Origin of the sequence: Microcella pacifica, assembly GCF_009371975.2 — a bacterium.
Classification (GTDB): Bacteria; Actinomycetota; Actinomycetes; order Actinomycetales; family Microbacteriaceae; genus Microcella; species Microcella pacifica.
This window is the reverse complement of the sequence record NZ_VIKT02000028.1, coordinates 1-24,977: the sequence shown is the minus strand read 5'-3', so window position 1 is coordinate 24,977 and position 24,977 is coordinate 1. Positions and strand designations below refer to the sequence as shown.

22 protein-coding genes and 1 pseudogene are annotated in these 24,977 nt (G+C 71.1%); 10 read left to right on the top strand and 13 right to left on the bottom strand.

Annotated features, from left to right (window positions below; genetic code table 11):
- Both FK219_RS12285 and FK219_RS12280 read left to right on the top strand, forming a co-directional pair.
- A pseudogene (locus FK219_RS12285) lies at positions 1 to 272 on the top strand (hypothetical protein); the annotation flags it as partial.
- A gap of 117 nt (positions 273 to 389) precedes the next feature.
- Positions 390 to 1,373, top strand: a complete 984-nt coding sequence (locus FK219_RS12280) for a carbohydrate kinase family protein (protein ID WP_152584213.1) — start codon at positions 390 to 392, stop codon at positions 1,371 to 1,373.
- Here FK219_RS12280 and FK219_RS12275 read toward each other — a convergent pair.
- From FK219_RS12275 to FK219_RS12250, 6 genes are all read right to left on the bottom strand, one after another.
- Complete coding sequence (locus tag FK219_RS12275) at positions 1,370 to 1,768, bottom strand: type II toxin-antitoxin system VapC family toxin (RefSeq protein ID WP_152584212.1); 399 nt, start codon at positions 1,766 to 1,768, stop codon at positions 1,370 to 1,372. The genes FK219_RS12280 and FK219_RS12275 overlap by 4 nt on opposite strands.
- A gap of 3 nt (positions 1,769 to 1,771) precedes the next feature.
- Positions 1,772 to 2,020, bottom strand: a complete 249-nt coding sequence (locus FK219_RS12270; protein ID WP_152584211.1) for a type II toxin-antitoxin system Phd/YefM family antitoxin — start codon at positions 2,018 to 2,020, stop codon at positions 1,772 to 1,774.
- A 64-nt stretch (positions 2,021 to 2,084) separates the two neighbouring features.
- Positions 2,085 to 2,624, bottom strand: a complete 540-nt coding sequence (locus FK219_RS12265) for a hypothetical protein (RefSeq protein WP_152584210.1) — start codon at positions 2,622 to 2,624, stop codon at positions 2,085 to 2,087.
- Between the two features lie 155 nt (positions 2,625 to 2,779).
- Positions 2,780 to 3,553, bottom strand: a complete 774-nt coding sequence (locus FK219_RS12260; protein WP_152584209.1) for a DarT ssDNA thymidine ADP-ribosyltransferase family protein — start codon at positions 3,551 to 3,553, stop codon at positions 2,780 to 2,782.
- The gene (locus tag FK219_RS12255) at positions 3,546 to 4,904 is read right to left on the bottom strand and encodes a phosphatase PAP2 family protein (protein WP_152584208.1); all 1,359 of its coding nucleotides are present in this window, start codon (positions 4,902 to 4,904) and stop codon (positions 3,546 to 3,548) included. Before FK219_RS12255 ends, FK219_RS12260 begins: the two co-directional genes overlap by 8 nt.
- Positions 4,905 to 4,967: 63 nt before the next feature.
- Positions 4,968 to 5,897: a DnaJ domain-containing protein gene (locus FK219_RS12250; protein ID WP_152584207.1), complete on the bottom strand. Its 930-nt coding sequence runs from the start codon at positions 5,895 to 5,897 to the stop codon at positions 4,968 to 4,970.
- 26 nt (positions 5,898 to 5,923) lie between these two features.
- On the opposite strand from FK219_RS12250, the gene FK219_RS12245 reads away from it, so the two are divergent.
- Complete coding sequence (locus tag FK219_RS12245; protein WP_152584206.1) at positions 5,924 to 8,158, top strand: S9 family peptidase; 2,235 nt, start codon at positions 5,924 to 5,926, stop codon at positions 8,156 to 8,158.
- Positions 8,159 to 8,203: 45 nt separating this feature from the next.
- Here FK219_RS12245 and FK219_RS12240 read toward each other — a convergent pair whose 3' ends face one another.
- Positions 8,204 to 9,121 carry an aldo/keto reductase gene (locus FK219_RS12240; protein WP_152584205.1) on the bottom strand — a complete coding sequence of 306 codons (918 nt, stop codon included), beginning with the start codon at positions 9,119 to 9,121 and terminating at the stop codon, positions 8,204 to 8,206.
- Positions 9,122 to 9,239: 118 nt separating this feature from the next.
- On the opposite strand from FK219_RS12240, the gene FK219_RS14030 reads away from it, so the two are divergent.
- The 3 genes from FK219_RS14030 to FK219_RS12225 are packed head-to-tail and all read left to right on the top strand — an operon-like array spanning position 9,240 to position 12,345.
- Positions 9,240 to 9,980: a Pr6Pr family membrane protein gene (locus FK219_RS14030; RefSeq protein ID WP_152584204.1), complete on the top strand. Its 741-nt coding sequence runs from the start codon at positions 9,240 to 9,242 to the stop codon at positions 9,978 to 9,980.
- Positions 9,977 to 10,930 (top strand): aminotransferase class IV, encoded by a 954-nt coding sequence (locus tag FK219_RS12230; RefSeq protein WP_152584203.1) that lies wholly within the window; start codon positions 9,977 to 9,979, stop codon positions 10,928 to 10,930. Before FK219_RS14030 ends, FK219_RS12230 begins: the two co-directional genes overlap by 4 nt.
- A 23-nt stretch (positions 10,931 to 10,953) precedes the next feature.
- Entirely contained in the window at positions 10,954 to 12,345 is a 1,392-nt protein-coding gene (locus tag FK219_RS12225; RefSeq protein ID WP_152584202.1) for a maltokinase N-terminal cap-like domain-containing protein, read from the top strand.
- 124 nt (positions 12,346 to 12,469) lie between these two features.
- On the opposite strand, the gene FK219_RS12220 is transcribed toward FK219_RS12225, so the two are convergent.
- Together FK219_RS12220 and FK219_RS13490 are read right to left on the bottom strand one after the other, a co-directional pair.
- Positions 12,470 to 14,608, bottom strand: a complete 2,139-nt coding sequence (locus FK219_RS12220) for a DEAD/DEAH box helicase (protein WP_152584201.1) — start codon at positions 14,606 to 14,608, stop codon at positions 12,470 to 12,472.
- 161 nt (positions 14,609 to 14,769) lie between these two features.
- Entirely contained in the window at positions 14,770 to 16,617 is a 1,848-nt protein-coding gene (locus FK219_RS13490; RefSeq protein WP_210416823.1) for a DUF2207 domain-containing protein, read from the bottom strand.
- Here FK219_RS13490 and FK219_RS12210 point away from each other — a divergent pair.
- Positions 16,616 to 18,037, top strand: coding sequence for a M20/M25/M40 family metallo-hydrolase (locus FK219_RS12210; RefSeq protein ID WP_152584200.1), 1,422 nt, complete (start codon positions 16,616 to 16,618; stop codon positions 18,035 to 18,037). The two genes, FK219_RS13490 and FK219_RS12210, sit on opposite strands and share 2 nt — an antisense overlap.
- Before the next feature lie 39 nt (positions 18,038 to 18,076).
- Here FK219_RS12210 and FK219_RS12205 read toward each other — a convergent pair whose 3' ends face one another.
- Together FK219_RS12205 and FK219_RS12200 are read right to left on the bottom strand one after the other, a co-directional pair.
- Positions 18,077 to 18,973 carry a glycerophosphodiester phosphodiesterase gene (locus tag FK219_RS12205; protein ID WP_152584199.1) on the bottom strand — a complete coding sequence of 299 codons (897 nt, stop codon included), beginning with the start codon at positions 18,971 to 18,973 and terminating at the stop codon, positions 18,077 to 18,079.
- A 67-nt stretch (positions 18,974 to 19,040) separates the two neighbouring features.
- Positions 19,041 to 20,522, bottom strand: coding sequence for an SDR family oxidoreductase (locus FK219_RS12200; protein WP_152584198.1), 1,482 nt, complete (start codon positions 20,520 to 20,522; stop codon positions 19,041 to 19,043).
- A gap of 220 nt (positions 20,523 to 20,742) precedes the next feature.
- Here FK219_RS12200 and FK219_RS12195 point away from each other — a divergent pair, with 220 nt between their 5' ends.
- From FK219_RS12195 to FK219_RS12185, 3 genes are all read left to right on the top strand, one after another.
- On the top strand, positions 20,743 to 21,615 hold the full coding sequence (locus tag FK219_RS12195) for an HhH-GPD family protein (protein ID WP_152584197.1): 873 nt from the start codon (positions 20,743 to 20,745) through the stop codon (positions 21,613 to 21,615).
- A 61-nt stretch (positions 21,616 to 21,676) separates the two neighbouring features.
- Positions 21,677 to 21,976, top strand: a complete 300-nt coding sequence (locus tag FK219_RS12190) for a 2TM domain-containing protein (protein ID WP_152584196.1) — start codon at positions 21,677 to 21,679, stop codon at positions 21,974 to 21,976.
- A 59-nt stretch (positions 21,977 to 22,035) separates the two neighbouring features.
- A complete protein-coding gene (locus FK219_RS12185) occupies positions 22,036 to 22,206 on the top strand; it encodes a hypothetical protein (RefSeq protein WP_165638143.1) in 171 nt (56 codons plus the stop codon).
- Positions 22,207 to 22,210: 4 nt separating this feature from the next.
- On the opposite strand, the gene rbfA is transcribed toward FK219_RS12185, so the two are convergent.
- Together rbfA and infB are read right to left on the bottom strand one after the other, a co-directional pair.
- Positions 22,211 to 22,720, bottom strand: coding sequence for a 30S ribosome-binding factor RbfA (gene rbfA / locus FK219_RS12180; protein WP_152584195.1), 510 nt, complete (start codon positions 22,718 to 22,720; stop codon positions 22,211 to 22,213).
- A 105-nt stretch (positions 22,721 to 22,825) separates the two neighbouring features.
- Positions 22,826 to 24,977, bottom strand: a 2,152-nt coding sequence (infB, locus tag FK219_RS12175; protein WP_152584194.1) for a translation initiation factor IF-2, incomplete at its 5' end; no start/stop codon positions are given.

Genomic DNA, 24,977 nt, shown 5'->3' with positions numbered 1-24,977 from the left:
GCGACCGGAGACTCTCGTGGAAAGGCCAGCACAGGCTGGCAGGCCGACCGCGCCCTCACATCCGCGACCCCGCCCGCTCCGCTACCGCAGCCGACCTGAAGCCGGACGGTGGATCAGGGATCAACGAGCGGCTGCTCGCCGACCGCGACGGGCCCATGCTGCAGTACGGGCTGCAGGCGATGGACGGCAAACGGCTCGAGCTGCCGACGCGACGCGACGACGCGCCCGACCGCGAGTTCCTCGCCGAGCGTTTCCACGCCTTCAGCGTGTAGCCATCGGCGGACTGCCCCGACAACGTCACTCCGAGTCGGAGCACGGCTACGAATACCCGGATACGGTGGAAGTCAACGGCGCTCGGGGATGCGCCAGCACGTGAGGAGGGGGCTCCGATGACTGAAGAACGACGGAGGGCGACGCGCGCGCTCGTGCTCGGCGAATCGCTCATCGACATCATCCTCGACGGCGAGACGCGCACCGAGGTGCCCGGCGGCAGCCCCATGAACCTCAGCATCGGCCTCGCCCGCCAAGGCATCGACGTCGCCTTCATCACGTCGCTCGGCGCCGACCGGCACGCCGACACCATCGAGCGCCGACTCGTGCACGAAGGCGTCGACGTGTACACGCCACGGCGCGCCGGCCGCACCTGCACGGCCACGGCCACGCTCGACGACCGAGGAACACCGAGCTACGACTTCGACCTCACGTGGATGCTCGACCACACCGACACTCCCGCAGGAGTGCCCGACGTCGTGCACTTCGGCTCACTCGGCTCGGCCCTGCAGCCCGGCGCCGACCAAGTCGACGAGCTCGTCGCCCGGTACCGTGGCGACGCCCTCGTCACCTACGACCCCAACATCCGCCCGCGCATCGAGCCCGACCGCGACGCCGCCCGCGCACGCGTCGACCGGCACGCCGCGCTCAGCGACATCGTCAAAGCGAGCGACGAAGACCTCGCCTACCTGCACCCCGAACTTGTCGCCGACCCGGCAGACATCGCCGACGAGGTGCGCGAAGCCATGATCGAGTCGACCATCGCGCGCTGGCTCGCCGCCGGCACCTCACTCGTCGTCATCACCCGCGCCGAGCACGGCATCGACATGGCCACCGCGCAGACCAGGCTGCACATACCCGGCCATCACCCGACCGTCGTGGACACGATCGGCGGTGGAGACGCGTTCATGGCTGGCCTCATCGCCGGGCTCGACGTCGTCGGCCTGTTCGGCGCCACCGGGCGCGACACCCTGAGCACGCTCGCCCCGCACACCCTGCGCCGCGCCGGATCGTGGGCGCAGCGCACCGCCGAGATCACCGTCGGCCGAGTCGGAGCAGACCCGCCCACCTCGGTGGAGCTGCTGCCGCGCCGTGAGGCCTAGAGCTTCTCGGCGACGATGGCGACGGCGAGCCCGTGCGCGGCGCGCTCGAGGCGGCGATCGTTCGTCCACAGGGCCGAGCAGCCCGCCTTCTGCGCCGCGGCGAGGTGCAGGGCATCCGGCGTCGACAGCGCGTGCCGGGCGCGCAGCTCGGCGGCCCGCACGAAGACATCCTCATCGAAGGGAGCCCGCGCCGCGCTCGCGAGAGTCGATCGGTAGTAGTCGACGAGCGCCAGGTCGCCGCGCTTGAGCGGACCGGTGATGCACTCCATGACGACGAGCGGCGAGACGACCAGCTCGGCATCGGCGTGGTCGGCGAGTGCCTGGCGGGCGGCGCGACCGCGCTCCCCCTCGTCTTCGACGGCGTAGATGAGGATGCACGAGTCGAGGTAGATCACGCCCTACGAGCCCCAGCTCTCGCGGAAGTCGCGCACGTCGGCGTCGATCTCAGCAGCACTGCGCACGCGCACCGGCGGATGACGCACGAGGTGCTCCGCGAGCGCCCCACCCGTGAAGCGACTCTGCTCGACCGGCACGAGGCGCGCCACCGGCTTGCCACGCTTCGCGATCACCACGTCGTCGCCGTTCTCCACGGCGGCAACCAAGCGCGAGAGGTTGTTGCGCGCATCCAGAATGTTGATCGGTTCCACAGACCGGCTCCTTCCTGGCGTTCTCTCCTAGCCAGGTTAGCACTCACACTGAGGCGGCCCACCGCTAGCAGCTGACGAGCTCCTCCGGCAGGTCGAACGTGAACTGCGCCATGAACGACTCGGTGGCGTCGTCGTCCACGAGCACGGCCGCCCCCGACAGCACGCCGCCCTCGACCGTGAACGTCGCCTCGGTCTGCTGCGTCGACAGCGTGCCCTCCGGGCCCTGGTAGTCGACGAAGTTCGCCCGCGCACCCGACTGCTCCTGCGTATACGCGAAAAACAGCACGTCCTCGCCCTCGGCGGACTGCGCGACCGCGATCGAATTGAACACCTCCGTCGTGAGCTCGTTCGACTGCACCGGCTCGCAGTTCACAGCCTCGATCACGCGATACGTCGTCGTACCCACCGTGATCGTGCCCAGATCGGCTCCAGCACCGGCCTCCGCATCGCCGTCAGTCGACTCCGACTCGCCGCCCTCGGCCTCCGCAGGCGCCTCGACCTCCTCACCAGCCGCCGGAGCCTCACCCTCACCAGCACCGCCAGCGCACCCCGTCAGCGCGAGGGCGAGCGCCCCCACCATGAGCGGAACAAAGCCAGGCATCATCCGTTCAGAAACGCTCTTCACCGACATCACAGTTCCCCTCACGTCGAGACATGTCGTCTTCCGTACACGACATACTCTCCCCACGAGAGCGCGCAGGCGCAAGCGACTGTCAGGAATCTCGCGGCACGGCGACGCTGCGCGACCTGCTGCGCGAACTACTCTGCGACGACCGGCACGAACCACGGCGGGTAGACGGCGACCTTAATCGACACCCCCGCCGACCGCAGCAGCGCGCGCACCTCGTCGCGGCGCGGCTCGTTCGCCACCGCGACGAGCGCGACCGACGACAGCGGCACCGTGCCGGGCACCAGCGCCTCCGCGGCCTGCAGCACTGCGGCGTCCGCTGCAGCGCGGGCGAGCATCCGGCGCCGATCCTCCGGCGACCGCCCCAGCGTCGTCACCACCGCGGCGGCGTCGCCATCGGAAACCACCAGGTCATCACCGACGGCGGCCAGATCGACGCCGAGAACGACAAAATCCACGGTGGATGCGGCACGCGCCTCATCACTCCAGGTCGGGCCCGCAGCGCCGTCCTGCACCTCACCCCACCAGACCGCGAGCGGGCTCAGCGAGAACGGCACGCAGTCCGCCACCGACCGCGACTCGTCGACCGGCGCGGTCGAGCGCAACTCATCGGTGATTGGGCTCGCAAGCTTGAGCGCGGGCGTCACCTGAGACGACGGCCGCAACTCTCCCGCCTCGAGGATCGCGGGCAGATTGGTCACATGCGTGACGTGGAACATGCGCTGCGGCAGGTTCGGCGGCCGCACCTCCGCGGCCTTGCCCGTCGCACCCGGTGCCGGGCTGCGCAGGCTCCGCGCCGCCGTGCGCGGGGAGCGGCGCGTCGCCGCCAGCTTCGGAGGCTCCGGCGGCGGGTAGCACGTGGCGCACATGCCGGGCTCGAAACCGTGGACGCATTCCTCAGGCACTGCACTCCTCTACCGGGCCGACGCGAGAATGCCGCGGCCCGTCACCCCAGGTTACCCCGCGTAGACCCGCAGCCCACCCCGGCGCATCGCCACCTCCACGACCCCCGCCAGCTGCTCCACCGACGCCTCGCCGTCGCACGCGAACCCGGGCTTCGCCGACCGGTCGTGCAGCGCGATGCGCACCTCGTCGGCGTGGAACGACTGCACGCTCATGCGCGAGCCCCCACCAGCGTGCAGCAGCCGCACGTCGAGCGTGCCGTCGTCGAGCCTGCCCCGCCACAGCGGCCCCTGCTCGAGCGTGCGGTAGTCGTTCACCCCCACGAACACCGACCACACCCGCGCCGCCTCGCCGTTGACCGACACCGTGAACGGGGTCGACTCGCGCAGCACCCGGCGCGCGGCGAACACCGCCCCGAGCGGCTTGCCCACCCGCTTCGCCAGCCGCGAGCGGCTTGCCCACCCGCTTCGCCAGCCGCGAGCGCTCCTCCACCAACCGCGGGTACACCCCCAGCGACACCGTGTTGAGCGCCGTCGACGGCGGGCCACCCCCGATGCGCACCTCGGCGACATCGGTCAGCAGGCCCGCGCCCTCGACGATCGCGCGCGCAGCATCCGCGATCGATGCCACGCCCGCCGGGTTCACGATGACGATGAGACCGCGCCCCTGCGGCAGAGCCGGCAACGGGATGCTCGGGGCCGCCGGCTCGACCGCGCGTCGACCGGCCCGCGCCGACCGCGCGACCGCCGCCGACGCCCCCGCCGCACCGAGGCCGATGAGCGTGCCGCCCACCACGTCAGACGGCCAGTGCGCCCCCGTGTGCACGCGCGAATAGGCCACCGCCGCCGCCACGGGCGCGATGACCGCCCCCGCGAGAGACCGTTCGATCGCGACCCCCGCCGCGAACGCCGCAGCACTCGCCGCATGACCGGAGGGGAACGACGGCGACGTCGGCAGACGGCGGATGCGCCGCGCCGCCGGCAGCAGCGTGTGGTCGGGGCGCTGCCCGCCGAACACCCGCTTGCCGATGAGGTTCGCGACCGCGCTCGCCGTGAGCAGGCTCACGACCCCGCGGATGCCCGCGCGCCACCGGCCCGCCGCCGCGAGCGAGAAGGCGATGCCGAACCACAGCAGGCCGCGATCAGCAGCACGAGACAACGCCCGCAGACCGCGATCCACGCGCGGGTGGTACTCGCCGCGGTTGAGGCGCCGCACGATCGCGCGGTCGGCGTGCCCCACCCAGGCAGGCAGCACGGCGCGGCGGCGGCCCGGCTCGGCGACGAGGGTCGGGGTCTGCTCGGCCGGAGCGGTGCGGGAAGGCGTGGGGCGTGCGGGCGCGCGAAAACGAGGCATGACTCCACCGTGGCCCGTCGCACCACCGCGCGGAAGGGGGTTGCGCGGCGGGCGGTACCGCCGCTACACGAAACGCACGGTCTGCTGCAGGCGCGTGCGCACCTCAAACAGGTCCGTGCCGCCCACCCCCACACCGGGCAGGCCCGTGCGGAGGAGGTTGACGAGCCGCGAGCGCTGCACGAGCAGCCCCTGCGCCCCGCGCAGGGAGCGCAGCTCGGTGAGGGAGGCGGGAGCCTGAGCATCCTCGACCACGATCACGTACGCCGAAAACTTCACCTTCGCCGCCCGCGCGACCACCTTCGCGCGCTGCGCTAGCTGATGCAGGGGGCGCTCCTCCGAGCCGAGCCCCTCGCCGATGAGCTCGCCGCGCTTGATACGCACGGGCTCGCCCCAGTCTTCACTCAGCACAGCCCACAAGCCGGTCGGGCCCAGCACGACGTGGTCGAGCTTGTCGTCGCGCGTCGGCCCCGCGAGCACGTCGTGCCAGACCGTGAAGCCCATGCCGAGCGTCGCCAGCGCGGTCGCCGACTTCTCCTCCGCGATCGCCGCCGCCAGCAGGTGCCTGATCTCGCGCGGCGCACGGCGCACCAACTGCGGGTCGAACGGGTCAACGTTGCCGTCGCCGCGGCCGATCCACTCGTTCATCAGGTCGAGGAACTGCTCGCGGTACCAGCCACCAGGGTGACCGTGCGCTTTCGCGCTCGGGCGGGTGTCGCCGCGCCGCATGCCGCCACCCGACGACGACTGCGCCCACGTCGACCCCGGCGACCCGCCGTCGGCGTCCGCGCCCAGGTCGTAAGCGCGACGCGCCGCGGGCGTGCCCACCCGCTGCCAGGCCCGCTGAACGCGATCGAATTCGGCTGCAGAACCCCCGGTATCCGGATGCGCGGCACGCAGCCGCGCCCGATACGCGCGCTTCAGCTCGTCATCGCTCGCCGTCGGGCTCACGCCCAGCACCTCGTACGGGCCGGCGGCAAGAGGGGAGTCAGACATCTCCTCACCAGCCTACGCTGGAGGCGATGAGTACCTCCCCAGCACCGACACCGCCCACCGCCGCCCGCCGCGTGCACGAGCGCCGCCACCACGGCGACGTGTTCCTCGACCACTACGAGTGGTTGCGCGACAAGGACAGCCCCGAGGTCATCGCGCACCTCGAGGCCGAGAACGCCTACGCCGAGGAGCGCATGCGGCACCTCGACCCGCTGCGCGACCGCATCGTGGAGGAGATCAGGTCGCGCACGCAGGAGACCGACATGGGCATCCCCGTGCGGGACGGCGACTGGTGGTACTACGGGCGCACGATCGAAGGCCAGCAGTACGGCCTGCAGTGCCGTGTGCCCGCCGCGCCGATCGACCCCGAGAACCCCCTCGACCCGGCGGCGTGGACTCCCCCGCCGCCCCTCGACGACCCCGCGCAGCCGCGCGAGGGCGAACAGCTCGTGCTCGACGCCAACGTCGAGGCCGAGGGCCACGATTTCTTCTCGATGGGCTCCTTCGACGTCAGCGATGACGGTGCGATGCTGCTCTTCGGCGTCGACACGGTCGGCGACGAGCGGTACACCCTGCGCATCCGCGACCTGGCGACAGGCGAGCAGCTCGCCGACGAGATCCCCGGCACCGCCGCCGGTGCGTTCTTCGACCCCAGCGGCCGCTACGTCTTCTACTCGACAGTCGACGAGTCGTGGCGCCCCGACACGGTGTGGCGGCACAAGATCGGCACCGCCGCGGCCGACGACGTGCGCGTCTTCCACGAACCCGACGACAGCTACTGGGTGGGCGCGGGCCGCTCGCGCTCGAAGCGCTGGCTCGTCATCGAATCCTCCAGCAGCATCACAAGCGAGGCGCATGTGCTCGACGCGGCCGACCCCACCGGCGAGTTCGAGGTCGTGTGGCCGCGCGAGCACGGCGTCGAGTACGACCTCGACCATGCCGTGATCGGCGGGCAGCACCGCTGGCTCATCACCCACAACCGGGATGCGCCCGACTTCACGGTCGTCTCCGTACCCGTGGATGCTCCGCTCAGCGAGCCCGAGACGCTCATCCCGCACGAGCCGGGCCGCCGGGTCGAGGGCGTCGACGCCTACGCGGCGTTCCTCACGCTCGACTACCGCCGTGAGGGGCTGCCGCGCACAGCGGTCGCGCGCCTGGAGGGCGTCGACCCGCACCGCTCGCTGGCCGAGCAGCTGCACTGGGACGAGCTCGTCGTGCCCGTGCACGGCGGCCCTGACGCGCTCGCGAGTGTCGGCACCCGCGGCAACCCGGAGTGGCACCAGCCGACGCTGCGCATCGGCTGGGTGAGCTTCGTCGAGCCGACGACGGTCGGCCAGCTCGACGTGGCGACCGGCGCGATCACGGTGCTCAAGCGGCAGCCCGTGCTCGGCGATTTCGCGACGGAGGAGTACGAGGAGCGCCGTGACTGGGCCCGCGCCGACGACGGCACGCTCGTGCCGATCTCTCTCGTGTGGAAGCGCGGCCTCGTGCCCGCCCTCGACGTCGACTCGGCGGCCGGGTCCTCCCGAGCCGAGGTGAGCGTCGAGCCCGCCCCGGTGCTGCTCTACGGCTACGGCTCGTACGAGGCGAGCATGGACCCTGGCTTCTCGATTCCGCGCCTGTCGCTCCTGGACCGCGGCGTCGTGTTCGCGATCGCCCACGTGCGCGGCGGAGGCGAGCTGGGTCGCGCCTGGTACGAGCAGGGCAAGACGACGTCGAAGACGAACACCTTCACCGACTTCGTCGCGTGCGCACGGCACCTCGTCGACACCGGCGTGACGGTGCCCGAGCGTCTCGTCGCCGAAGGCGGCAGCGCGGGAGGCCTCCTCATGGGCGCGGTAGCGAACCTCGCCGGCGACCTCTTCGCCGGCATCCTCGCCGACGTTCCCTTCGTCGACCCGCTCACGAGCATCCTCATGCCGGAGCTGCCGCTCACCGTCATCGAGTGGGACGAGTGGGGCAACCCGCTCGACGACCCGGAGGTGTACGCCTACATGAAGGCGTACTCGCCCTACGAGAACGTGCACCTGCAGCGGTACCCGCGCATCCTCGCCGTCACCTCCCTCAACGACACGCGCGTGCTGTACGTCGAGCCGGCCAAGTGGGTGGCCCGCCTGCGCGAGGTGGGGGCGGATGCGCTGCTGCGCTGCGAGATGGAGGCAGGCCACGGCGGCGTGAGCGGGCGGTACGCGGCGTGGACGCAGCGGGCGATCGAGCTCGCGTGGATGCTCGACGTGCTCGGCCTCGCCGACCCCGACGCGTAGCTGAGGCCGGCCGGGTGGGGCGCGCTCGTCGAGGCGCGAGCCTCGCTAGGCCAGGCGCGCGAGCTCGTCCTCGCTGAGAACCAGATCGAACGACTCGACGAGGCTCGCCAACTGCTCGACGCTGCGCGCGCTCGCGATGGGCGCCGCGACGCGCGGCTGCTGCCGCAGCCAGGCGAGGGCGACGGCCGCCATGCTCACGTCACGACCCTCGGCGACGCCCTGCAGCGCGTCGAGCAGCTCGACGTTGCGCGGCGTCTCGAGCAGCTGCGAGGCCTTGCCGGCGCGCGGCGAGTCGACCGTCGCGCCCTGCCGGTACTTGCCGGTGAGGAAACCGCCCTGCAAGGCGCCGTAGGGCAGCTCGATGATGTCGAGCCGCTTCAGGGTCGGCACGAGGCCCGACTCGATGTCGCGATGCACGAGGCTGTAGCCGTCCTGCGACACGGTGAAGGGCTCGACGCCGTGCGCCTTCGCCACATCGACGGCGGAGTGCAGGCGGTCGGCCGAGAAGTTGCTCGCGCCGATGCGGCTCACGAGGCCCTCCGCGACGAGCTCGCCGAAGGTCATGACGACGTCATCCTGCGGCACCTCGGGGTCGTCGCGGTGGGCGTAGTACAGGTCGACGTAGTCGGTCTGCAGGCGCTCGAGCGACTCGTTCAGCGCGGCGCGCACGTTCGCCGGCGCGAGCCCGGGCCGGTCGGGCTTGGCGAACACCTTGGTGGCGATGCTGACCCGCTCGCGCATGCCGGGGCGTGCGCTCAGCCAGGCACCGATGATGCGCTCAGACTCTCCACCCGTGTGACCGTCGACCCACATCGAGTACGCGTCGGCCGTGTCGATCGCCCTGCCACCTGCCTCGACGAACGCGTCGAGAACAGCGAAGCTCGCCGACTCGTCGGCCGTCCAGCCGAAGACGTTGCCGCCCAGCACGAGAGGGCCGAAGTCAGAGGATGCGGAAGAAGTCATCCGGCCAGGCTATCGACCCGTGCCTGAGCATCCCGACACGCAGACAGCTCGGTATGTACCCCGAATTGTCACCCATGCATCTGGATATGCCAGGTCACGGGTTGGTAACGTCGACCGGGTGACTCCGTCGTCCCCCCTCGGCGAGGCCGCAGCGTCAGCCCGACTCCACACCCTCCGCCACATCGCGGGCGTCATCAGCATCATCGTCGGACTGCTCGTGCTGGTCGCGCTCATCACCCAGATCACCGACCAGCTCGCGTTCGGTCGGTTCGAGCCGACCGAGTACTTCGCCTACTTCACGATCCAGACCGCGATGATCAACGTCGTCGTGCTCATCGCCGGTGGCGTGCTCGCCTTCGCCATGGAGCGCGACACGCGCCTGTACACCGCGATTCGCGCCTCCGCCTTCACCTACGCGCTCGTCACCGGGGCCGTCTACAACCTGCTGCTGCGCGATGTCGTCAACGCCGACGGCTACGTCGGGCCCGTGTGGGCCAACCAGGCTCTGCACGTGTGGGTGCCCATCTACTTCGCGCTCGACTGGCTGCTCACCCCCGGTCGCGTGCGCATCGGCTGGTCGACGCTGTGGCTCGCCGCGAGCTTTCCGCTCATCTGGGTCGCCGTGACGCTGCTGCGCATCGAGTTTCTCGACGGGTGGTTCCCCTACCCGTTCCTCAACCCCGACGGGCCCGCGGGTGTACTCGGCGTCGTCGTGTACGTCGTCGCGATCGCCGCCGCGATCATCGTGCTCGCGATCATCGCGGTCACGATCAACCGCGTGCACACGCGCGGCGTGCGCGGAGTGACCCACGGGCGCCGAGGCACAGGGCCCATCGACCTGCCATCATCGAGGGCATGACCCACGGCGCGACACAGCCTTCGAGTTCGACCCCGCCCTCGAGTTGGACCCCGCCCTCGAGTTGGACCCCGCCTTCGAGCGCGAACCACCCGCTCCTGCTCATCACCCACGACGGCTCGGGTGCGGCGACGGGCTTCGTGGAGGCCGATGCCGAGCATCCGCACCTGAACGTGCACGATCTCGGCGTCACGCGCGGTGACGGCATCTTCGAGACGTACAGCATCGGCCGCGGCCACGTGCAGGCGCTCGATGCTCACCTCGACCGGTTCGCCCGCTCGGCCCGCATGCTCGACCTGCCTCAGCCCGACCTGGGCGTCTGGCGCGACGCGGTGCTCGAGATCGGCCGGCGCCTCGCCGACCACGAGGAGGCGTGGGTGCGCACGATCCTCACGCGCGGCATCGAAGGGCACGACATGCTCACCGGCTGGGCGCAGGGCCGACCCTCCCCCGACTATCGGCGCGAGCGCACCGAGGGCCTCAGCGTGGCGCTGCTCGACCGGGGGCTGCGCAGCGACGTCGCCCAGACGAGCCCCTGGCTGCTCGCGGGAGCCAAAACCCTCTCCTACGCGGTGAACCGCGCCGCCGTGCGGGAGGCGCAGCGGCGCGGGGCCGACGATGTCGTGTTCGTCTCGACCGACGGCTTCCTGCTCGAAGGGCCCAACTCGACCGTCGTGCTGCGGCGCGGCGACACCCTCTCGACCCCGCCGGTCGACTTCGGCATTCTGCCCGGCACGACGCAGGGCGACCTCTTCGCCGCGGCACCTGAGTGGGGCCTGCAGGCGGTCATGGAGCCGCTCACCCCCGACGACCTGCACGCCGCCGAGGCCGCGTGGATCGTCTCGAGCGTGCGGCACGTGACGCCGATCCGCGCGGTCGACGGAGTCGAGCGGCCGATCGACGCGAGTCTGAGTGCCGCCTGGAACGGGTACCTCCACGCACGACTCTCCTAGGCGGGGCTTGTACGGTGGGTCGCATGGACAGCACGACGGAGTGCCTCACCGACTGGATGACGCGACAGCGGTGGTACGCCGGCAAGGGGCGCATCCCGCAGCTCGTCGAGGTCTTCCGGGAGGAATGGCAGGCACACGCGACGACGCCGTACGACGGCGCCCCGTCGAGCGAGCCCGAATCCTCGACCGCAGACCCGTCCTCCGCCGACGACGATGCCCGCATCATCGTGCTCCTCGTGCGGGACCTCGCCAACAACCCGCCCTCGCTGTATCACGTGCCGATGGTCGAGCGCTCGACCATTCCGAAGGGCGCGGGCCCGTACCTCATCGGGCGAACGGATGACGACCGCTACCTCTTCGACGGCGCCTTCGACCCGCTCTACACGACCGAGCTGCTGCACCGCCTGTCGGTGACGCGCGCCGACACGCGGTCGCGCGTGCACGGCGGCGAGCAGTCGAACACGTCGATCATCTACGACCAGGGCTCGGAGGCCGCGGTCGTCGCCAAGATCTTCCGCCTCGTGCACACGGGCGAGAACCCGGATGTCACGTTGCAGACCGCTCTCACGAGCGCCGGCTATCGCTCGGTTCCGCGGATGCTCGGCTACCTGTCCGGCGCCTGGCACGACCCCTACGAGCACGAGGAGCGGTCGGTCGGCCACCTCGCGTTCGCGCAGGAGTTCATCCCGGGCGTGCAGGACGGCTGGCAGATCGCCCTGCAGTCGTCGGCCGACGGTGAAGACTTCACCGCGCACGCCGAGCGCCTCGGCCGCACGACCGCGGAGGTGCACACGGGTCTCGCAGCATGCCTGCCGACGCGCGAGGCGACCCTCGGCGACATCGTGGGCTTCGTCGCGGGGTGGCACCAGCGCCTCGCGATCGCGACCTCCGACGTGCCCGAGCTGCGCGCCCTGCGGCCCGCGATCGAGGCCGTGTACGACTCGGCGCAGGACGCGCCGTGGCCCAAGCTGCAGCGCATCCACGGCGACTACCACCTCGGGCAGGTGCTGCGGCGGCCGAGCGGCGAGTGGTTGCTCGTCGACTTCGAGGGCGAGCCGTTGCGACCCCTCTTGGAGCGCACGCGCGCCGACTCCCCCCTGCGCGACGTCGCGGGCATGCTGCGCTCGTTCGACTACGTCGTGGGCGCGCGGCGCAACACGGCGGCCGATGAGGCAGCGCGTGACGCGGTCGACCCCGAGTGGGCGCGTGCCGCGCGCGCGGGGTTCCTCGACGGATACATCGCCGAGAGCGAGGTCGACCTGCGCGCGCACCGGCAGCTGCTCGACGCCTTCGAGCTCGACAAGGCCGTCTACGAGGCCATGTACGAGGCGCGCAACCGCCCGGCCTGGCTGCCGATCCCGCTCGCGGGCATCCGCTACCTCGTCTCGGAAGAGCGGCTCGCCGCCCGTCGCTGACGCACGACGTCGCCCGAGTCACTCCATTCGTGACACATCACGCGAAACGTTCGGCGTGAGTCGTCACACACGGCGTGACTGGCCACCCGGGTCACGGGGGGGGGCGACGCGGGCAAGGTGCGCGCTAGAGGCTCTTCTCGAGCTCCTCGGCGAGCATCTGGCTGAGCGCCTGCACCTGCACGGTGCCCTCCGCCGTCACCTCGACGTCGCTGCCGTCGAGCGCGCGCGCCGCGAGGCCCGCCTTGGCGTCGATGAGGTCGGCGATGCGCAGGTCGATCGTCTGCGCGGCGAGGATGCGCCATGCCGTGACGGGCAGTTCCTGGCCGATGCGGTGCACGCGGTCGATCGCCTGCGTCTGCTCGGCCGAGGTCCACGACAGCTCGGCGAGGACGACGTTCGACGCGGCCTGCAGGTTGATACCCACGCCCGCCGCCGAGAGCGAGCACACGATGACGCTCACGTCAGGGTCGTTCGTGAACCCGTCGATCGCCTCCTGGCGCGCCTTCGGGCTCTGGTCGCCGCGGATGCTCACCGAGCGCATGCCGACCGAGGCGAAGTGCCGCTCGGCCGCGTCCATGACGTCGATGTGCTTGGCGAAGAACACGACCTTGCCCACGTTGCGGGCGAGCTGTGCGGTGTAGTCCGCCGCGAGGACGGCCTTCGCCGTACCGATCTGGCGCACCATCGTGAAGACGTTGTCGCCGTTCGAGGCGCCCTTCGACTCCTCCAGCTCGGCGTGCGCCACGAGCCGCACGAGATCGTGGTCGATGCCGATCGGCGGCACGTCGCGCGCCGCGACGACGCGGCGGTAGCGGTCGACGAGCCGGGCGAGCAGCGCGGCCTCGGAGGCGCGGATCGACCGCCCGAGATCATCGTCGAGCTCGACGGGGATATCGGCGATGCGACGGGCCGGAATGTCGGAGGCGACGTCGACCTTCTTGCGCCGCACGATGCCCATGTCGATGACGCACTGCCGAGCGGCGGCGAAGAAGCCCGGGTCGGCCGGCGTCAGCTCGGTCTCCTCGAGCGCGGCCATGAGGCGGCCCGTAGGCTTCTTGTCGTCGATCCAGCCGAGGAACTTCCAGATCATGCGGAAGTCTTCGATCTGGTTGATGAGCGGCGTACCCGTGAGCGCCATCATGAGCGCCTTCGGGTGCAGCACGCGCAGCGCGGCCGCGAGGGACTGCACGTGGCGCGTGCGCTGCGAGGTGGCGTTCTTGATGAAGTGCGCCTCGTCGACGACCATGCCCTTGAAGCCGAATCGGCCGAGCCAGCCGACGTGACGATCGAGAATCTCGTAGTTGACGATGACGACGTCGCTGAACGCGTCGAGGTCGTCGCCGTCGCCGTGCACGACCGTCGCGGTGCGCTGCGGGATCCACCGCTGCACCTCGCGTGCCCAGTTCGTCTTCACGACGTTGGGCACGACCACGAGGAGCGGGAAGGCACCGGCGACGTTCGCCGCCATGAGCGCCTGCGCGGTCTTGCCGAGCCCCGGCTCGTCGGCGAGCAGGAAGGAGCGGTGACCCGCGCGCACGGCCTCGATGAGGCGAGCCTGGTGGCGCATGAGCTCCATGCCGCCGGGGGTGACGAGCGAGCCCGCCTCGGGCAGCTCCATCGACGCGGCCTGGCCGCCCGCGCCGTACTCGAACGAGCGGAACAGCGGGTCGATGAGCTCCCAGTTCGACAGCCGCGAGCCCGTCGACGACGCCGCCGCCGAGAGCGCGCTCAGATCGGGGGCGAGGAAGGGGTTCGCGAGCTGCGCCTGCTTGACGCTCGGCGGCACGACCTGCTTCGCCACCTCGGCCGTGACGGGCGTGGGCTCGCTCACGATGAGCAGGTCATCCGGCTCCAGCTCAGCACCCGACGCGAGAAGCATGTCGCGCCGCAGCGCCCTCGCGGCGTCGGAGACCTTCGCCTCGGGAGCGAGCAGGGCGATGAGGGAGGTGTCGCGGGCGGCGGTCTTCGCCATGATGCTCGCGAGCCCGTCGAGGCGCTTGAGCACTTCGGCGCGCTCGCTGTCGCCGACCTCGGCATCCTGCTTGACGCGGGCCCGCTCCTCGCGCACGAGCAGCGCCGCGACCTGGAACTTCGTGCGGTTCGAGGGGCTCGCCTTGCCGCGCTCGGCGGCGTTCTCCACCTCGCGCACGGCGCGGGCGAGGATCGGGATGATCCCCTGCTCATCGAGCGGGCGACGACGGCGCGAACCGTTGCCGCTCGACTTGGACGAGCTCTTCCTCTGACGCTGGCCGGTCTGGGCCATGCCCCTCCTCGACAAGGCTGGAACACGGCGTGCGTGCCAGCCGAACGGTGACTGCGCGATACCGCCCACTGAAGCTGCGGTACCGCCGAACGTGATGCAGCACTCCGACGCCCTGACCCGATCGAGGAACGATCGGTGAGCGGAATGCCGTGAGGAAGAGTTTACACCCCGCCGCCGCCTCCGCCGCCACCGCCGCCGCCGGACGACCCGCCGCCGCCCGAACCACCGCTCGAACTCGAGCCCGAGTAGCTCGACGACAGCGTCGTGCTCACCGAGGAGACCCCCGCCGCGAAGGCGCCCACGCTGAACGCGCGCGAGCTCGTGTACCAGCCCGGCTGCTGACCCTCGCCGTAGTACTCGCCGATGACCTCGGCCCACTCCTTCTCGTGCTTGCCGAGCACCGCCCACGGCAGCAGGCGCTCGTAGAGCTTGAGCCGCTCGCCGCTGTCGGCCGCGTTCACGGGCTCGCGCAGCGCCCCCTCGGGCGATTGCAGCACGCGCATGCGATCGGCCTCCGCGAGCTCCAGGTAGTCGTCGAGGCCCTTGAGATGGTCGACGATCTCCGAGCCTTCGGCCGTGAGCGGCTGCTTCCACAGGTTGCCGCCGACGATAAAGAAGCACAGGATCGTCAGGACGATGAGCGCGAACGTCACGAGACCCGCGCGTCCCTCGTCGTCGAGCGAGACCGCGCCGATGAACGACAGCACGATCGCCCCCACCGTGAGGGACGTGAGCCCGAACGAGTACTTGGCCGGGATGCTCCGCCTCCAGCCGCGCGACAGCACCGACTTCGCGACGCGCGCGAGCTGCTTCTGAATCTTCGTGCTGAGCGTCGTGTTCTGCGCCTTCAGAGTGTGCTCGGTGCCTCCGACGAGCCCGCCGCCGAAGAAGTAGGTGAGCAGCCGGCGCTCCTCCCCCTCGACGCCGAGCGACGACTCGAGCCGCAGGCGCCACTGCTGCCGTTTGAAGAGGCCGCCCTTGTCGACCTCCATGATCGTGATGACGCCGCGCACTGCGAAGTCGACGAGCTGCGAGGCGACGCCGCGCGACTTGCGGTGCGTGAGGACCGCGGCATCGAGCAGCGACACTCCCTTCGGCGGGAGGTACTCGGGCACGATCACGGGTCGGCCCGGAGCATCCCGAAAGCGGGTGCGCCGCAGGATGATGGCCGCGATCGCCGCCGCCAGGGCAATCGCCACGGCCGCGAACTGCACCCACGCCCACGGCGAGGCGAGCGGCGAATCGTCGAAGAGCGTGAAGGTACCCGGCTCGAAGGCCACCGCGAGCGTCACGTTCTGGAACGGCAGCAGGTCGCGCCCCTCCGCCACAATCGTGTCGCCGTCAGCGGTGATCGAGCACGTGTCGCGCGAGCCGCTGTAGCCCTGGTAGCACGCGAGCTGCCCCTCGATGAGGGCGCTCTCGAGGCCGTCCTCGAGCAGCAGCGTTCCCCGAACGACGCCGAAGGGCTGCCGCCAGTCGGTGCCGTTGATGTTCCAGTAGAACTCCTCCGCCGTCGTGTTCGTGAAGTAGTCGACCACGTCGCGCTGCGTGTACGTGATGACGTAGGTCTGCACGCCGCGCACGAAGCTGCCCTCCGGCACGGCGGAAGTGACCGTCACGATGCCCGAGTCGGCGTCCACGCTGTACGGGCGCGGATCGCCCGACTCGTCGGTGACGGAGACCACCTCGAGGCTCGTCGTGTGCCCCTGGTAGGTGGCCGGTATGGCGCGGCGGAGGCCGCGGTTCTGATCGAACTCGGGGAACCGGGCGACGATCGTCTCCGTCGTCGTGAGCGTCGAGTGGCCGTCGTCGTCCCGGCCCAGCACGTACTGCGCCTCGAAGCTGTCGAACGTGAAGTCGTTGACGTCGGCCGGAAGCACCGCGCCGCCGACCGCGGCGACCGGGGCGACTGTCGTGCTCGCGACCGGCGGGGGCGCCGCCTGTGCGGGGCCGGCCGCCGCGAGCGGCGTGAGGATTCCGAGGCAGAGGAGTGCGACGATGGTGCGCATGGCTTCGACCGTATCCGCAAACAGTTCGCGCGACGAGTACCAGAACCCGCTCAGCGACAGCTTCAGCAACGATGACGCTCTCGAGGCACTGCGGCAGCTGCTGCGCATCCCCACCATCTCCCGCCCCGCCACGGGGCCCGGCCCCCGCACCGACCCCGCCCCCTTCGAGGCGTTCATCGCGGCGCTGCCGGCGCTCTTCCCGCGCGTGCACGCGGCGCTCGAGCTCGAGCGAATTGGAGGCGACCCGGGGTACGCGCTGCTCTACCGCTGGCGCGGCACCGACCTGACGGGCGCGGCAGAGCCCACCGTGCTCATGGCGCACTACGACGTCGTGCCCGCGACCGACGAGGGATGGCAGCACCCACCGTTCGCCGCCGAGATCGTCGGCGACGGCGACGCCGCCGTGCTGTGGGGGCGCGGCACGCTCGACGACAAGGGCTGCGTCGTCGCGATCCTCAGCGCCGTCGAGCGCCTCCTCGCCGCCGGGCACGCGCCTCGGCACGACGTGCTGCTGTGCTTCGGCAACGACGAGGAGGTCTTCGGCACCGGGGCGAGGAGCATCGTCGACGTGCTGCGCGAGCGGAGCATCCGGCCCTCCCTCGTGCTCGATGAGGGCGGCGCGATCGTGCGCGAGATCTTCCCCGGCGTCGACGAGGACTACGCCGTGATCGGCGTCACCGAGAAGGGCATCACGACCCTGCGGCTGCGCGTCGACGAGCACGGCGGGCACGCGGCGAGCCCCCCGGCGTTCGCCGCGACCGAGCGACTGTCGCGCGCCATTCTGCGCCTGAACCGCCGGCCCTCGAAGGCGCGACTGGGCACGACGACGCGCACCATGATCCGCACCCTGGGTTCACGGGCCCGGCAGCCGCTGCGCACCGTCTTCGCCGCCGTTGACGTGCTCTCGCCCTTGCTCACGCGCGTCTTCGTGCGCCGCGGGGCCGAGACCGCCGCCCTCACGCGCACGACGCGCGCCGTCACCGAGCTGCGCGCCGGGCACGCCCACAACGCCCTCGCCGAATCCGCCGAGGCGACCCTCAACATGCGCATCGCCCCGTGGTCGAGCGTCGAGGAAGCCGTCGAGGAGGTGCGCCGCGCGATCGCCGACGACGCCGTGCGCATCGAGGTCGTCGAGGCGAGCGAGCCCTCCCCCGTCTCGCCCGACCGGGGTGAGGCGTGGGATGACCTCGTGGCGTCGATCCGCACCGTGCACCCCGGCCTGCTCGTGACGCCCTACGTCATGATGCAGGCGAGCGACGCGCGCTGGTTCACCGCCATCAGCGACCACGTGTACCGGTTCGCGCCGTTCCGCATGAGCGGTGAGGAGCGCGCGTGCCTCCACGCGAAGGACGAGCGGATGCGCGTCACGGCGTTCCTCGACGGCATCGAGGTGTATCGGGCGCTGCTCGAGCGGCGGTAGCACTGCGCAGGTGATCCGCGGGCCGCGGTCGCCGAGCACTCAGGCGTCGGCCGGGGCGGGCTGCCAGTGGGCATGCCGGCGCGGAGCATCCGTCACCACGGCGTCGACCCCCAGCGCGATCGCGCGCTCCCACAGCCGCGGGTTGTTGAGGGTGTAGACGACGACGGTGATGCCGGCCTCGTGCAGGGCGTCGACCGCGTGCGGCTCGACCTCGAACGAGCGCAGACTCGTCACGACGGTCGAGGCGCCCACGCGCTCGGCGAAGAGCACCGGGTCGGCGGGAAGTCTCCTTACCACCGCCGCCCGGGCCAGACTGGGGGCCGCGCGCCAGAGCTCCAGGAGGGTCTCCTCCTCGAAGCTGCCGACCACGACGCGATCCTGCACGCCGTGCCGGTAGATCTGCGCCGCGAGCGGCGCGAGGCCCTCCTCGGGCCACACTCCCTTGAGCTCGATGAGCGCACGCGCGGTGGAGCGCTGCAGCAGCGGCAGGAATTCGCCGAGGGTCGGGATGCCCGTGCCGCTCCATGCGCTGCCGTACCACGTGCCCGCATCGAGGTCCCGCAGTTCGGCGAGCGTGTGCTCGGCCACGAAGCCTGCGCCGTTCGTGGTGCGGTCGAGCAGTTCGTCGTGCACGATGACGGCGTGGCCGTCGAGGGTAAGGCGCACGTCGAACTCGACGATGTCGGCTCCGCTCGCGAGCGCCGCCTCGAGCGCGGGCAGCGTGTTCTCCGGCGCGCTCGCCGGGTCGCCGCGGTGGGCGATCGTGAGCGGCATGCCGTCGTTCAGGCGGGCAGAGCCAAGCGGCTGCGCGGCGTGCACGGTCGCCGCGGTGTGGTCGATCGCCAGGACGGCGACGAGGGCGACGGTGGCGGTGAAGCAGGCGGCGATGCGACGCGCGGAGTATCCCGCGGGGTGGGTCCTGCTGGGGTGCGCCATCGACGTCGCTTTCGGGTGAGTCTCATGGGTGCCGCCTCGTTGCGGTCTCCCCACCCTAGCGCAGTCGTTACCGTTCCGTTACTTTCTCGTCGACCTTGCTCGCCGCGGCCTTCGCGGCCATGGAGGCGGCCATGCCCGCGAAGATGACGCCGTGGAAGGGCAGGATCGCGAACCAGTAGAGGCGCCCGCCGAGACCGGAGGGGAAGAAGATCGCGCGCTGCTGCAGGCGCGATCCGCCGCCCTCGCGAGGCTCGACAGTGAACTCCAGCCACGCGCGGCCCGGCACCTTCATCTCGGCCCGCAGGCGCAGGAACCGTCCACGGTCGAGTTGCTCGACGCGCCAGAAGTCGAGCGCATCACCCGGGGCGAGCATCTCCGGGTGGCGACGCCCGCGGCGCAGACCCACTCCCCCGACGAGCTTGTCGAGCAGCCCACGGGCGGCCCACGCCATCGGCAGCGAGTACCAGCCGTTGTCGCCGCCGATGCTCTCCACGATGCGCCACAAGTCCTCGGGCTCGGCATCCGACTCCACCTCGCGCAGGTCGGTGAAGACCGTCGCGCCGCTCCACTGCGGGTCGGTCGGCAGAGGATCGCTCGGTGCTCCTTCGACGGCGCCGTTGCGCCAGCTCGTCTCGACCTCGCCCTCGCGCATCTTCGCGAGCGCGTAGCGCACCGCCGTGCGGTAGCGGGTGAGGCCGCCCTCGGGCGGCGGGATGAGCTCGTCGATGTCGGACTCGCCGACCACCGCGTCGTACTGCAGGCTCGAGATGATCGGCACGGCCAGCGAGCGCGGAATCGGCGTCACGAGGTTCACCCACTGGCTCGCGAGGTACGGGGTCAGCACGGGCAGGCTCGCGATCGGGCGCTGCTTGAGGCCGGCCTCGACGGCGTAGCCGTTCATCATCTGCCCGTATCGCAGCACGTCCGGCCCGCCGATGTCGAAGGCACGGTTGACCTCGGGCGGCAGGCTTGCCGCACCGATGAGGTAGTGCAGCACGTCGCGCACGGCGATCGGCTGGATGTAGTTGCGCACCCACTTCGGCGCCGGCATGTACGGCAGCACCTCGGTCAGGTGTCGGATCATCTCGAAGCTCGCCGACCCTGACCCGATCACGACGCCGGCCTGCAGTGCGGCCGTCGGCACGCCGGAGGCGAGCAGGATGTCCCCCACCTCCTTGCGGGAGGCCAGGTGCCGCGAGAGAGGGCCGTCGGGATGCAGACCGCCCAGATACACGACCCTGGCGACCCCAGCATCCCTCGCTGCTGTGGCGACCGTTGTCGCCACGTGCCGTTCCACCGCCTCGAAGTCGCCCTTGCCGCTCATCGAGTGCACGAGGTAGTAGAGCACCTCGACGCCCTCGACCGCGCTGCGCACCTCGCCGGGGTTCGCGAGATCGCCCTGCACGACCTCGACGTCGCCCGCCCACGGCACATCGCGCAGGCGTGCCGGGTCGCGCACGATCACGCGCACCTCATGGCCCGCCTCGAGCAGGCGCGGCACGAGTCTGCCGCCGATGTAACCGGTCGCTCCTGTGACGAGAATGCGCATGCGGCCACGGTAGGTCGCGTTGCTGGGCGCGAGCCGCGCCGTGCCGCGCCGTGCCGCGCCGTGCCGCGCCGCGGCATGCGCCGCGCCACGGCGATGCGCGGCGCGGCCCAGATTTGCCGCAAATGTGGGTTACGAGTGAACCCAAGCGCCCATTCGCGCCAGATCTGGCCCAAAAGGCGGCCCAGAGGGCGGCCCACTGGGGTCACCTACTCTGGGGAGGGTGAGTGGCATTGCTCGGAGCGTGGTCGCGTGGTTCGCCGAGCACGCTCGTGATCTGCCGTGGCGGCGCGCCGGCTTCACGCCGTGGGGCATTCTCGTGAGCGAGATCATGCTGCAGCAGACGCCCGTCGCGCGCGTCATCCCGCGGCTCGAGCAGTGGCTCGCGCGCTGGCCGAGCCCCGACGCGCTCGCCGCCGATTCCCCCGCCGAGGCCGTGCGGGCCTGGGATCGCCTCGGCTACCCCCGCCGCGCCCTGCGCCTGCACGCCGCCGCCGTGGCGATGAGCGAGCAGCACGGCGGCCAGGTGCCCCGCGACGTGGATGCCCTGCTCGCCCTCCCCGGCATCGGCGAGTACACGGCCCGCGCCGTGGCGGCTTTCGCGTTCGGGGTACGCACCCCCGTGGTCGACGTCAACACCCGCCGAGTGCTGGCCCGCGCGGTCGCGGGTCAGGGCGAGGCCGGGCCCGCACGCACGCGCGCCGACCTCGCCGCGATGGAGGCGCTGCTGCCGAGCGACCCGGCCGACGCTCAACGGTTCAACGCGGGCGCGATGGAGCTCGGCCAGACGGTGTGCACGGCGCGCAACCCGCGCTGCGAGAGCTGCCCCCTCGCGCGGTTGTGCGCCTGGCGAGCGGCCGGCTACCCCGAGTACGACGGCCCCTCGGCCCCGCGACAGGCGCGCTTCGAGGGCAGCGACCGCCAGGTGCGCGGGCTCATCATGCGCGAACTGCGGCAGAGCGACACCCCCGTGCCGGCCGAGGTCGTCGAGTCCCTCTGGCCCGACGCCGTGCAGCGAGAGCGCGCCCTCGCGAGCCTCCTCGCCGACGGTCTCGCGCTCGGCGACCCGCGCGCGGGCTACGCGCTGCCCGACTGACGTCGCGAGTCCATCGGTCGGTGGATGCACGGCGGCACCGTGCCCGCGTACTCTCGACCCCATGAGCATGAAAGATCCCGCGACCGAGTCGGAACGAGTCCGCAAGCAGGCCTACCGTCGCCTTCGGGCCAAGCGCGATTTCTTCCGCTTCCTGCTCGTCTGGGCGGCCGTCTCGGCGATCGTCATCGCCGTGTGGGCGCTCGCGACGCCGAACACCTTCTTCTGGCCGCTCTTCCCGATCGGCGGCATGGGCATCGCCGCCATGTTCATGGCGATCGACGCCTTCGGCCCGGGCACGGTCATCACCGAGTCGGCGATCGACGCCGAGGTGCAGCGCATGAACCGCCGCGGCGGCGCCTGAGTAGCGGCTCTGCTGCAACGCTGTAGCGGCTATGCAGCATCGCCTGCGAGAATGAGGCCATGAGCGCGCTGCAGCCGTCGGCCCCCCGTCACACGTTCTCCGACCTCGTCGTCAAAGTGGGGCTCGCCATTCTTGTCGGCATGGGGGCGATCATCGTCGTCGGCGCACTCGTACTCGCCGTCGTGTCGATCTTCTCGACGGGCGCGATCGACCTACCTCACATGCTCTAGCGGACTACCGTTCGAGGTCGCCGGCGCCTGCGTCGTCAGCGCTGTGGTCGTCAGCACCGTCGTCGTCAGGCTCGTCCTCATCGACCTCGTCGACGTACTCGCGCGGCTTGACGTAGGGGTCGGGGTCGCCCGCGTACTGCGCGGTCGCCGCTGAGCTGAGCGTCAACTCGTCGCGCTCGCGCGCCTCGCGCAGCAAAGCTTCGATCGAGGCGGCGTTCTCGGGCACCCCGTCGGGGATGAACTCGAGGGACGGCGTGAGGCGCGTATTGAGGTTGCGCCCGACCTCGGTGCGCAGCATCCCGGTCGCCGCCGTGAGGGCGGCAGCGCTGTCGGCGCGCTCCTGATCGGTGCCGTAGACCGTGTAGAAGATCGAGGCGTGCTGCAGGTCGCCCGTCACCTGCACGTCGGTGATCGTCACGAAGCCGAGGCGCGGATCCCGCAGCCCCTTGTCGAGTCGCTTCGCGACGACCTCCTTGATGCGGTCGGCCACCTTGCGTGCGCGAGGGTTCGCCATGGTGCTGTCTCCTTCAGAAAAGAGGGATGGGGTGCCCCCCCCGGCGGGCGGGCACCCCCGGGTTGTGGGGGCGGGCACCCCGGGGTTGAGGGAGCGGGGCGCGCGCTACTCGCGCGGCTTCTCCTTCATCTCGATCGTCTCGATCTCGTCGCCGATCTGGATGTCGTTGAACTTGCCGAGACCGATACCGGCCTCGAAGTCCGTGCGCACCTCGGTGACGTCGTCCTTGAAGCGACGCAGCGACTCGATCGCCAGCGCGTCGCCGACCACGACACCGTCGCGGATGACGCGCGCCTTGGCGTTGCGCGTGATCGTTCCGCTGCGCACGATGACACCGGCGATGTTGCCGAACTTCGAGGAGCGGAAGATCTCGCGAATCTCGGCGACGCCCGACTGCACCTCTTCGAACTCGGGCTTGAGCATCCCCTTGAGCGAGCCCTCGATCTCCTCGAGAGCCGCGTAGATGACCGAGTAGAAGCGGATGTCGACGCCCTCGCGCTGAGCGCGCTCGCGCGCCTTCGTGTCGGGTCGCACGTTGAAGCCCACGATGATCGCGTTGTCGATCGTCGCGAGGTTCACGTCGCTCTCCGTCACCGCACCCACACCGCGGTGGATGATGCGCAACTGCACGCTCTCGTCCACCTCGATCTTGAGCAGGGCCTCCTCGAGCGCCTCCACGGCACCCGAGACGTCGCCCTTGATGATGAGGTTGAGCGACTCGACCTTGCCGTCTTCGAGCGCCTTCGTGAAGTCCTCGAGGCTGATGCGCTTGCGCGCCTTCGCCAGGAGGGCGTTGCGCTCGGCGGCCTCGCGCTTCTCGGCGATCTGACGCGCCGTGCGGTCGTCCTCCGTGACGATGAACGTGTCACCGGCGCGCGGAACGCTCGAGAGGCCCTGCACCTGCACCGGGCGCGAGGGGTAGGCCTCGTCGACCTTCTCGCCGTTCTCGTCCGTCATGGCGCGCACGCGGCCGTAGGCCGTGCCCGCGACGATCGGGTCGCCGACGCGCAGGGTTCCCGCCTGGATGAGCACGGTCGCGACGGAGCCGCGGCCCTTGTCGAGCTTCGCCTCGATGGCGACACCGCGAGCGTCACGCTGCGGGTTGGCGCGCAGGTCGAGACCCGCGTCTGCGGTGAGCAGCACGGCGTCGAGCAACTCGGTGATGCCGATGTTCTTGAGCGCCGAGACGTCCATGAACATCGTGTCTCCGCCATACTCCTCAGCGATGAGACCGTACTCGGTGAGCTGCTGGCGCACCTTGGCGGGGTTCGCACCCTCGGAGTCGATCTTGTTGACCGCCACGACGATCGGCACGTTCGCCGCCTGCGCGTGGTTGAGCGCTTCCACGGTCTGCGGCATGATGCCGTCGTCCGCGGCGACCACGAGGATCGCGACGTCCGTCACCTGCGCACCACGAGCACGCATGGCGGTGAACGCCTCGTGACCCGGGGTGTCGATGAAGGTGATGGCGCGCTCGATCTCCTCGTGCTCCGTCCACACCTGGTACGCACCGATGTGCTGCGTGATGCCGCCGGACTCGCCCGCGACGACGTTCGCCTCGCGGATCGCGTCGAGCAGCTTCGTCTTACCGTGGTCGACGTGGCCCATGACGGTCACGACCGGCGGGCGGATGACGAGGTCCTCCTCGTCGTCCGCCTGCTCGAGGTCGATGTCGAAGGCCTCGAGAAGCTCCTTGTCCTCGTCCTCCGGGGAGACGATCTCGATCTTCCAGCCGAGCTCCTCGCCGAGGATCTGGAAGGTGCCGCCGTCGAGCGACTCGGTCGCCGTCGCCATCTCGCCGAGGTGGAACAGCACGGTCACGAGGTTGCCGGGAGGCACGCTCATGCCGCTGACCTGCTCGAGCTTGTCGGCGAAGTCGCTGATGGATGCGCCCTGCCGCAGACGGATGACCTTCTTGCCGTCGCCGCGGGGAACGCTGACGCCGCCGACCGACGGCGCCTCGCGCATCTCGAACTCTTGCCGCTTCGTGCGCTTCGACTTGCGGGCGCGCGACTTGCCGCCGCCACGACCGAAGGCACCTGCCGTGCCGCCGCCGGGGCCGCGACCACGGCCGCCGCCACCGGGGCGCGGGCCGCTGAAGCCACCGCCGGGGCGGAAGCCGCCGGGCGCACCACCGGGTCCACCGGCACCACCGGGGCGACCGGGGCCGCCCTGGCGCGTCTGGAACGGCGCGTTGCCGCGACCGCCGCCGGGACGGCCGGGGCCGCCCTCGGGGCGAGGAGCCCCCGGGCGGGGT

Excerpts from the sequence above, each read along its gene's own strand:
- FK219_RS12210 (WP_152584200.1), top strand. The coding sequence starts at position 16,616 with ATGGCTTCGACCGTATCCGCAAACAGTTCGCGCGACGAGTACCAGAAC.
- FK219_RS12200 (WP_152584198.1), bottom strand. The coding sequence starts at position 20,522 with ATGCGCATTCTCGTCACAGGAGCGACCGGTTACATCGGCGGCAGACTC.
- FK219_RS12280 (WP_152584213.1), top strand. The coding sequence starts at position 390 with ATGACTGAAGAACGACGGAGGGCGACGCGCGCGCTCGTGCTCGGCGAA.
- FK219_RS12230 (WP_152584203.1), top strand. The coding sequence starts at position 9,977 with ATGACCCACGGCGCGACACAGCCTTCGAGTTCGACCCCGCCCTCGAGT.
- FK219_RS12225 (WP_152584202.1), top strand. The coding sequence starts at position 10,954 with ATGGACAGCACGACGGAGTGCCTCACCGACTGGATGACGCGACAGCGG.
- FK219_RS12240 (WP_152584205.1), bottom strand. The coding sequence starts at position 9,121 with ATGACTTCTTCCGCATCCTCTGACTTCGGCCCTCTCGTGCTGGGCGGC.
- FK219_RS12250 (WP_152584207.1), bottom strand. The coding sequence starts at position 5,897 with ATGTCTGACTCCCCTCTTGCCGCCGGCCCGTACGAGGTGCTGGGCGTG.
- FK219_RS12220 (WP_152584201.1), bottom strand. The coding sequence starts at position 14,608 with ATGGCCCAGACCGGCCAGCGTCAGAGGAAGAGCTCGTCCAAGTCGAGC.
- FK219_RS12265 (WP_152584210.1), bottom strand. The coding sequence starts at position 2,624 with ATGATGCCTGGCTTTGTTCCGCTCATGGTGGGGGCGCTCGCCCTCGCG.
- FK219_RS12255 (WP_152584208.1), bottom strand. The coding sequence starts at position 4,904 with ATGCCTCGTTTTCGCGCGCCCGCACGCCCCACGCCTTCCCGCACCGCT.
- FK219_RS12190 (WP_152584196.1), top strand. The coding sequence starts at position 21,677 with ATGAGCATGAAAGATCCCGCGACCGAGTCGGAACGAGTCCGCAAGCAG.
- FK219_RS12185 (WP_165638143.1), top strand. The coding sequence starts at position 22,036 with ATGAGCGCGCTGCAGCCGTCGGCCCCCCGTCACACGTTCTCCGACCTC.
- FK219_RS13490 (WP_210416823.1), bottom strand. The coding sequence starts at position 16,617 with ATGCGCACCATCGTCGCACTCCTCTGCCTCGGAATCCTCACGCCGCTC.
- FK219_RS12205 (WP_152584199.1), bottom strand. The coding sequence starts at position 18,973 with ATGGCGCACCCCAGCAGGACCCACCCCGCGGGATACTCCGCGCGTCGC.
- FK219_RS12245 (WP_152584206.1), top strand. The coding sequence starts at position 5,924 with ATGAGTACCTCCCCAGCACCGACACCGCCCACCGCCGCCCGCCGCGTG.
- rbfA (WP_152584195.1), bottom strand. The coding sequence starts at position 22,720 with ATGGCGAACCCTCGCGCACGCAAGGTGGCCGACCGCATCAAGGAGGTC.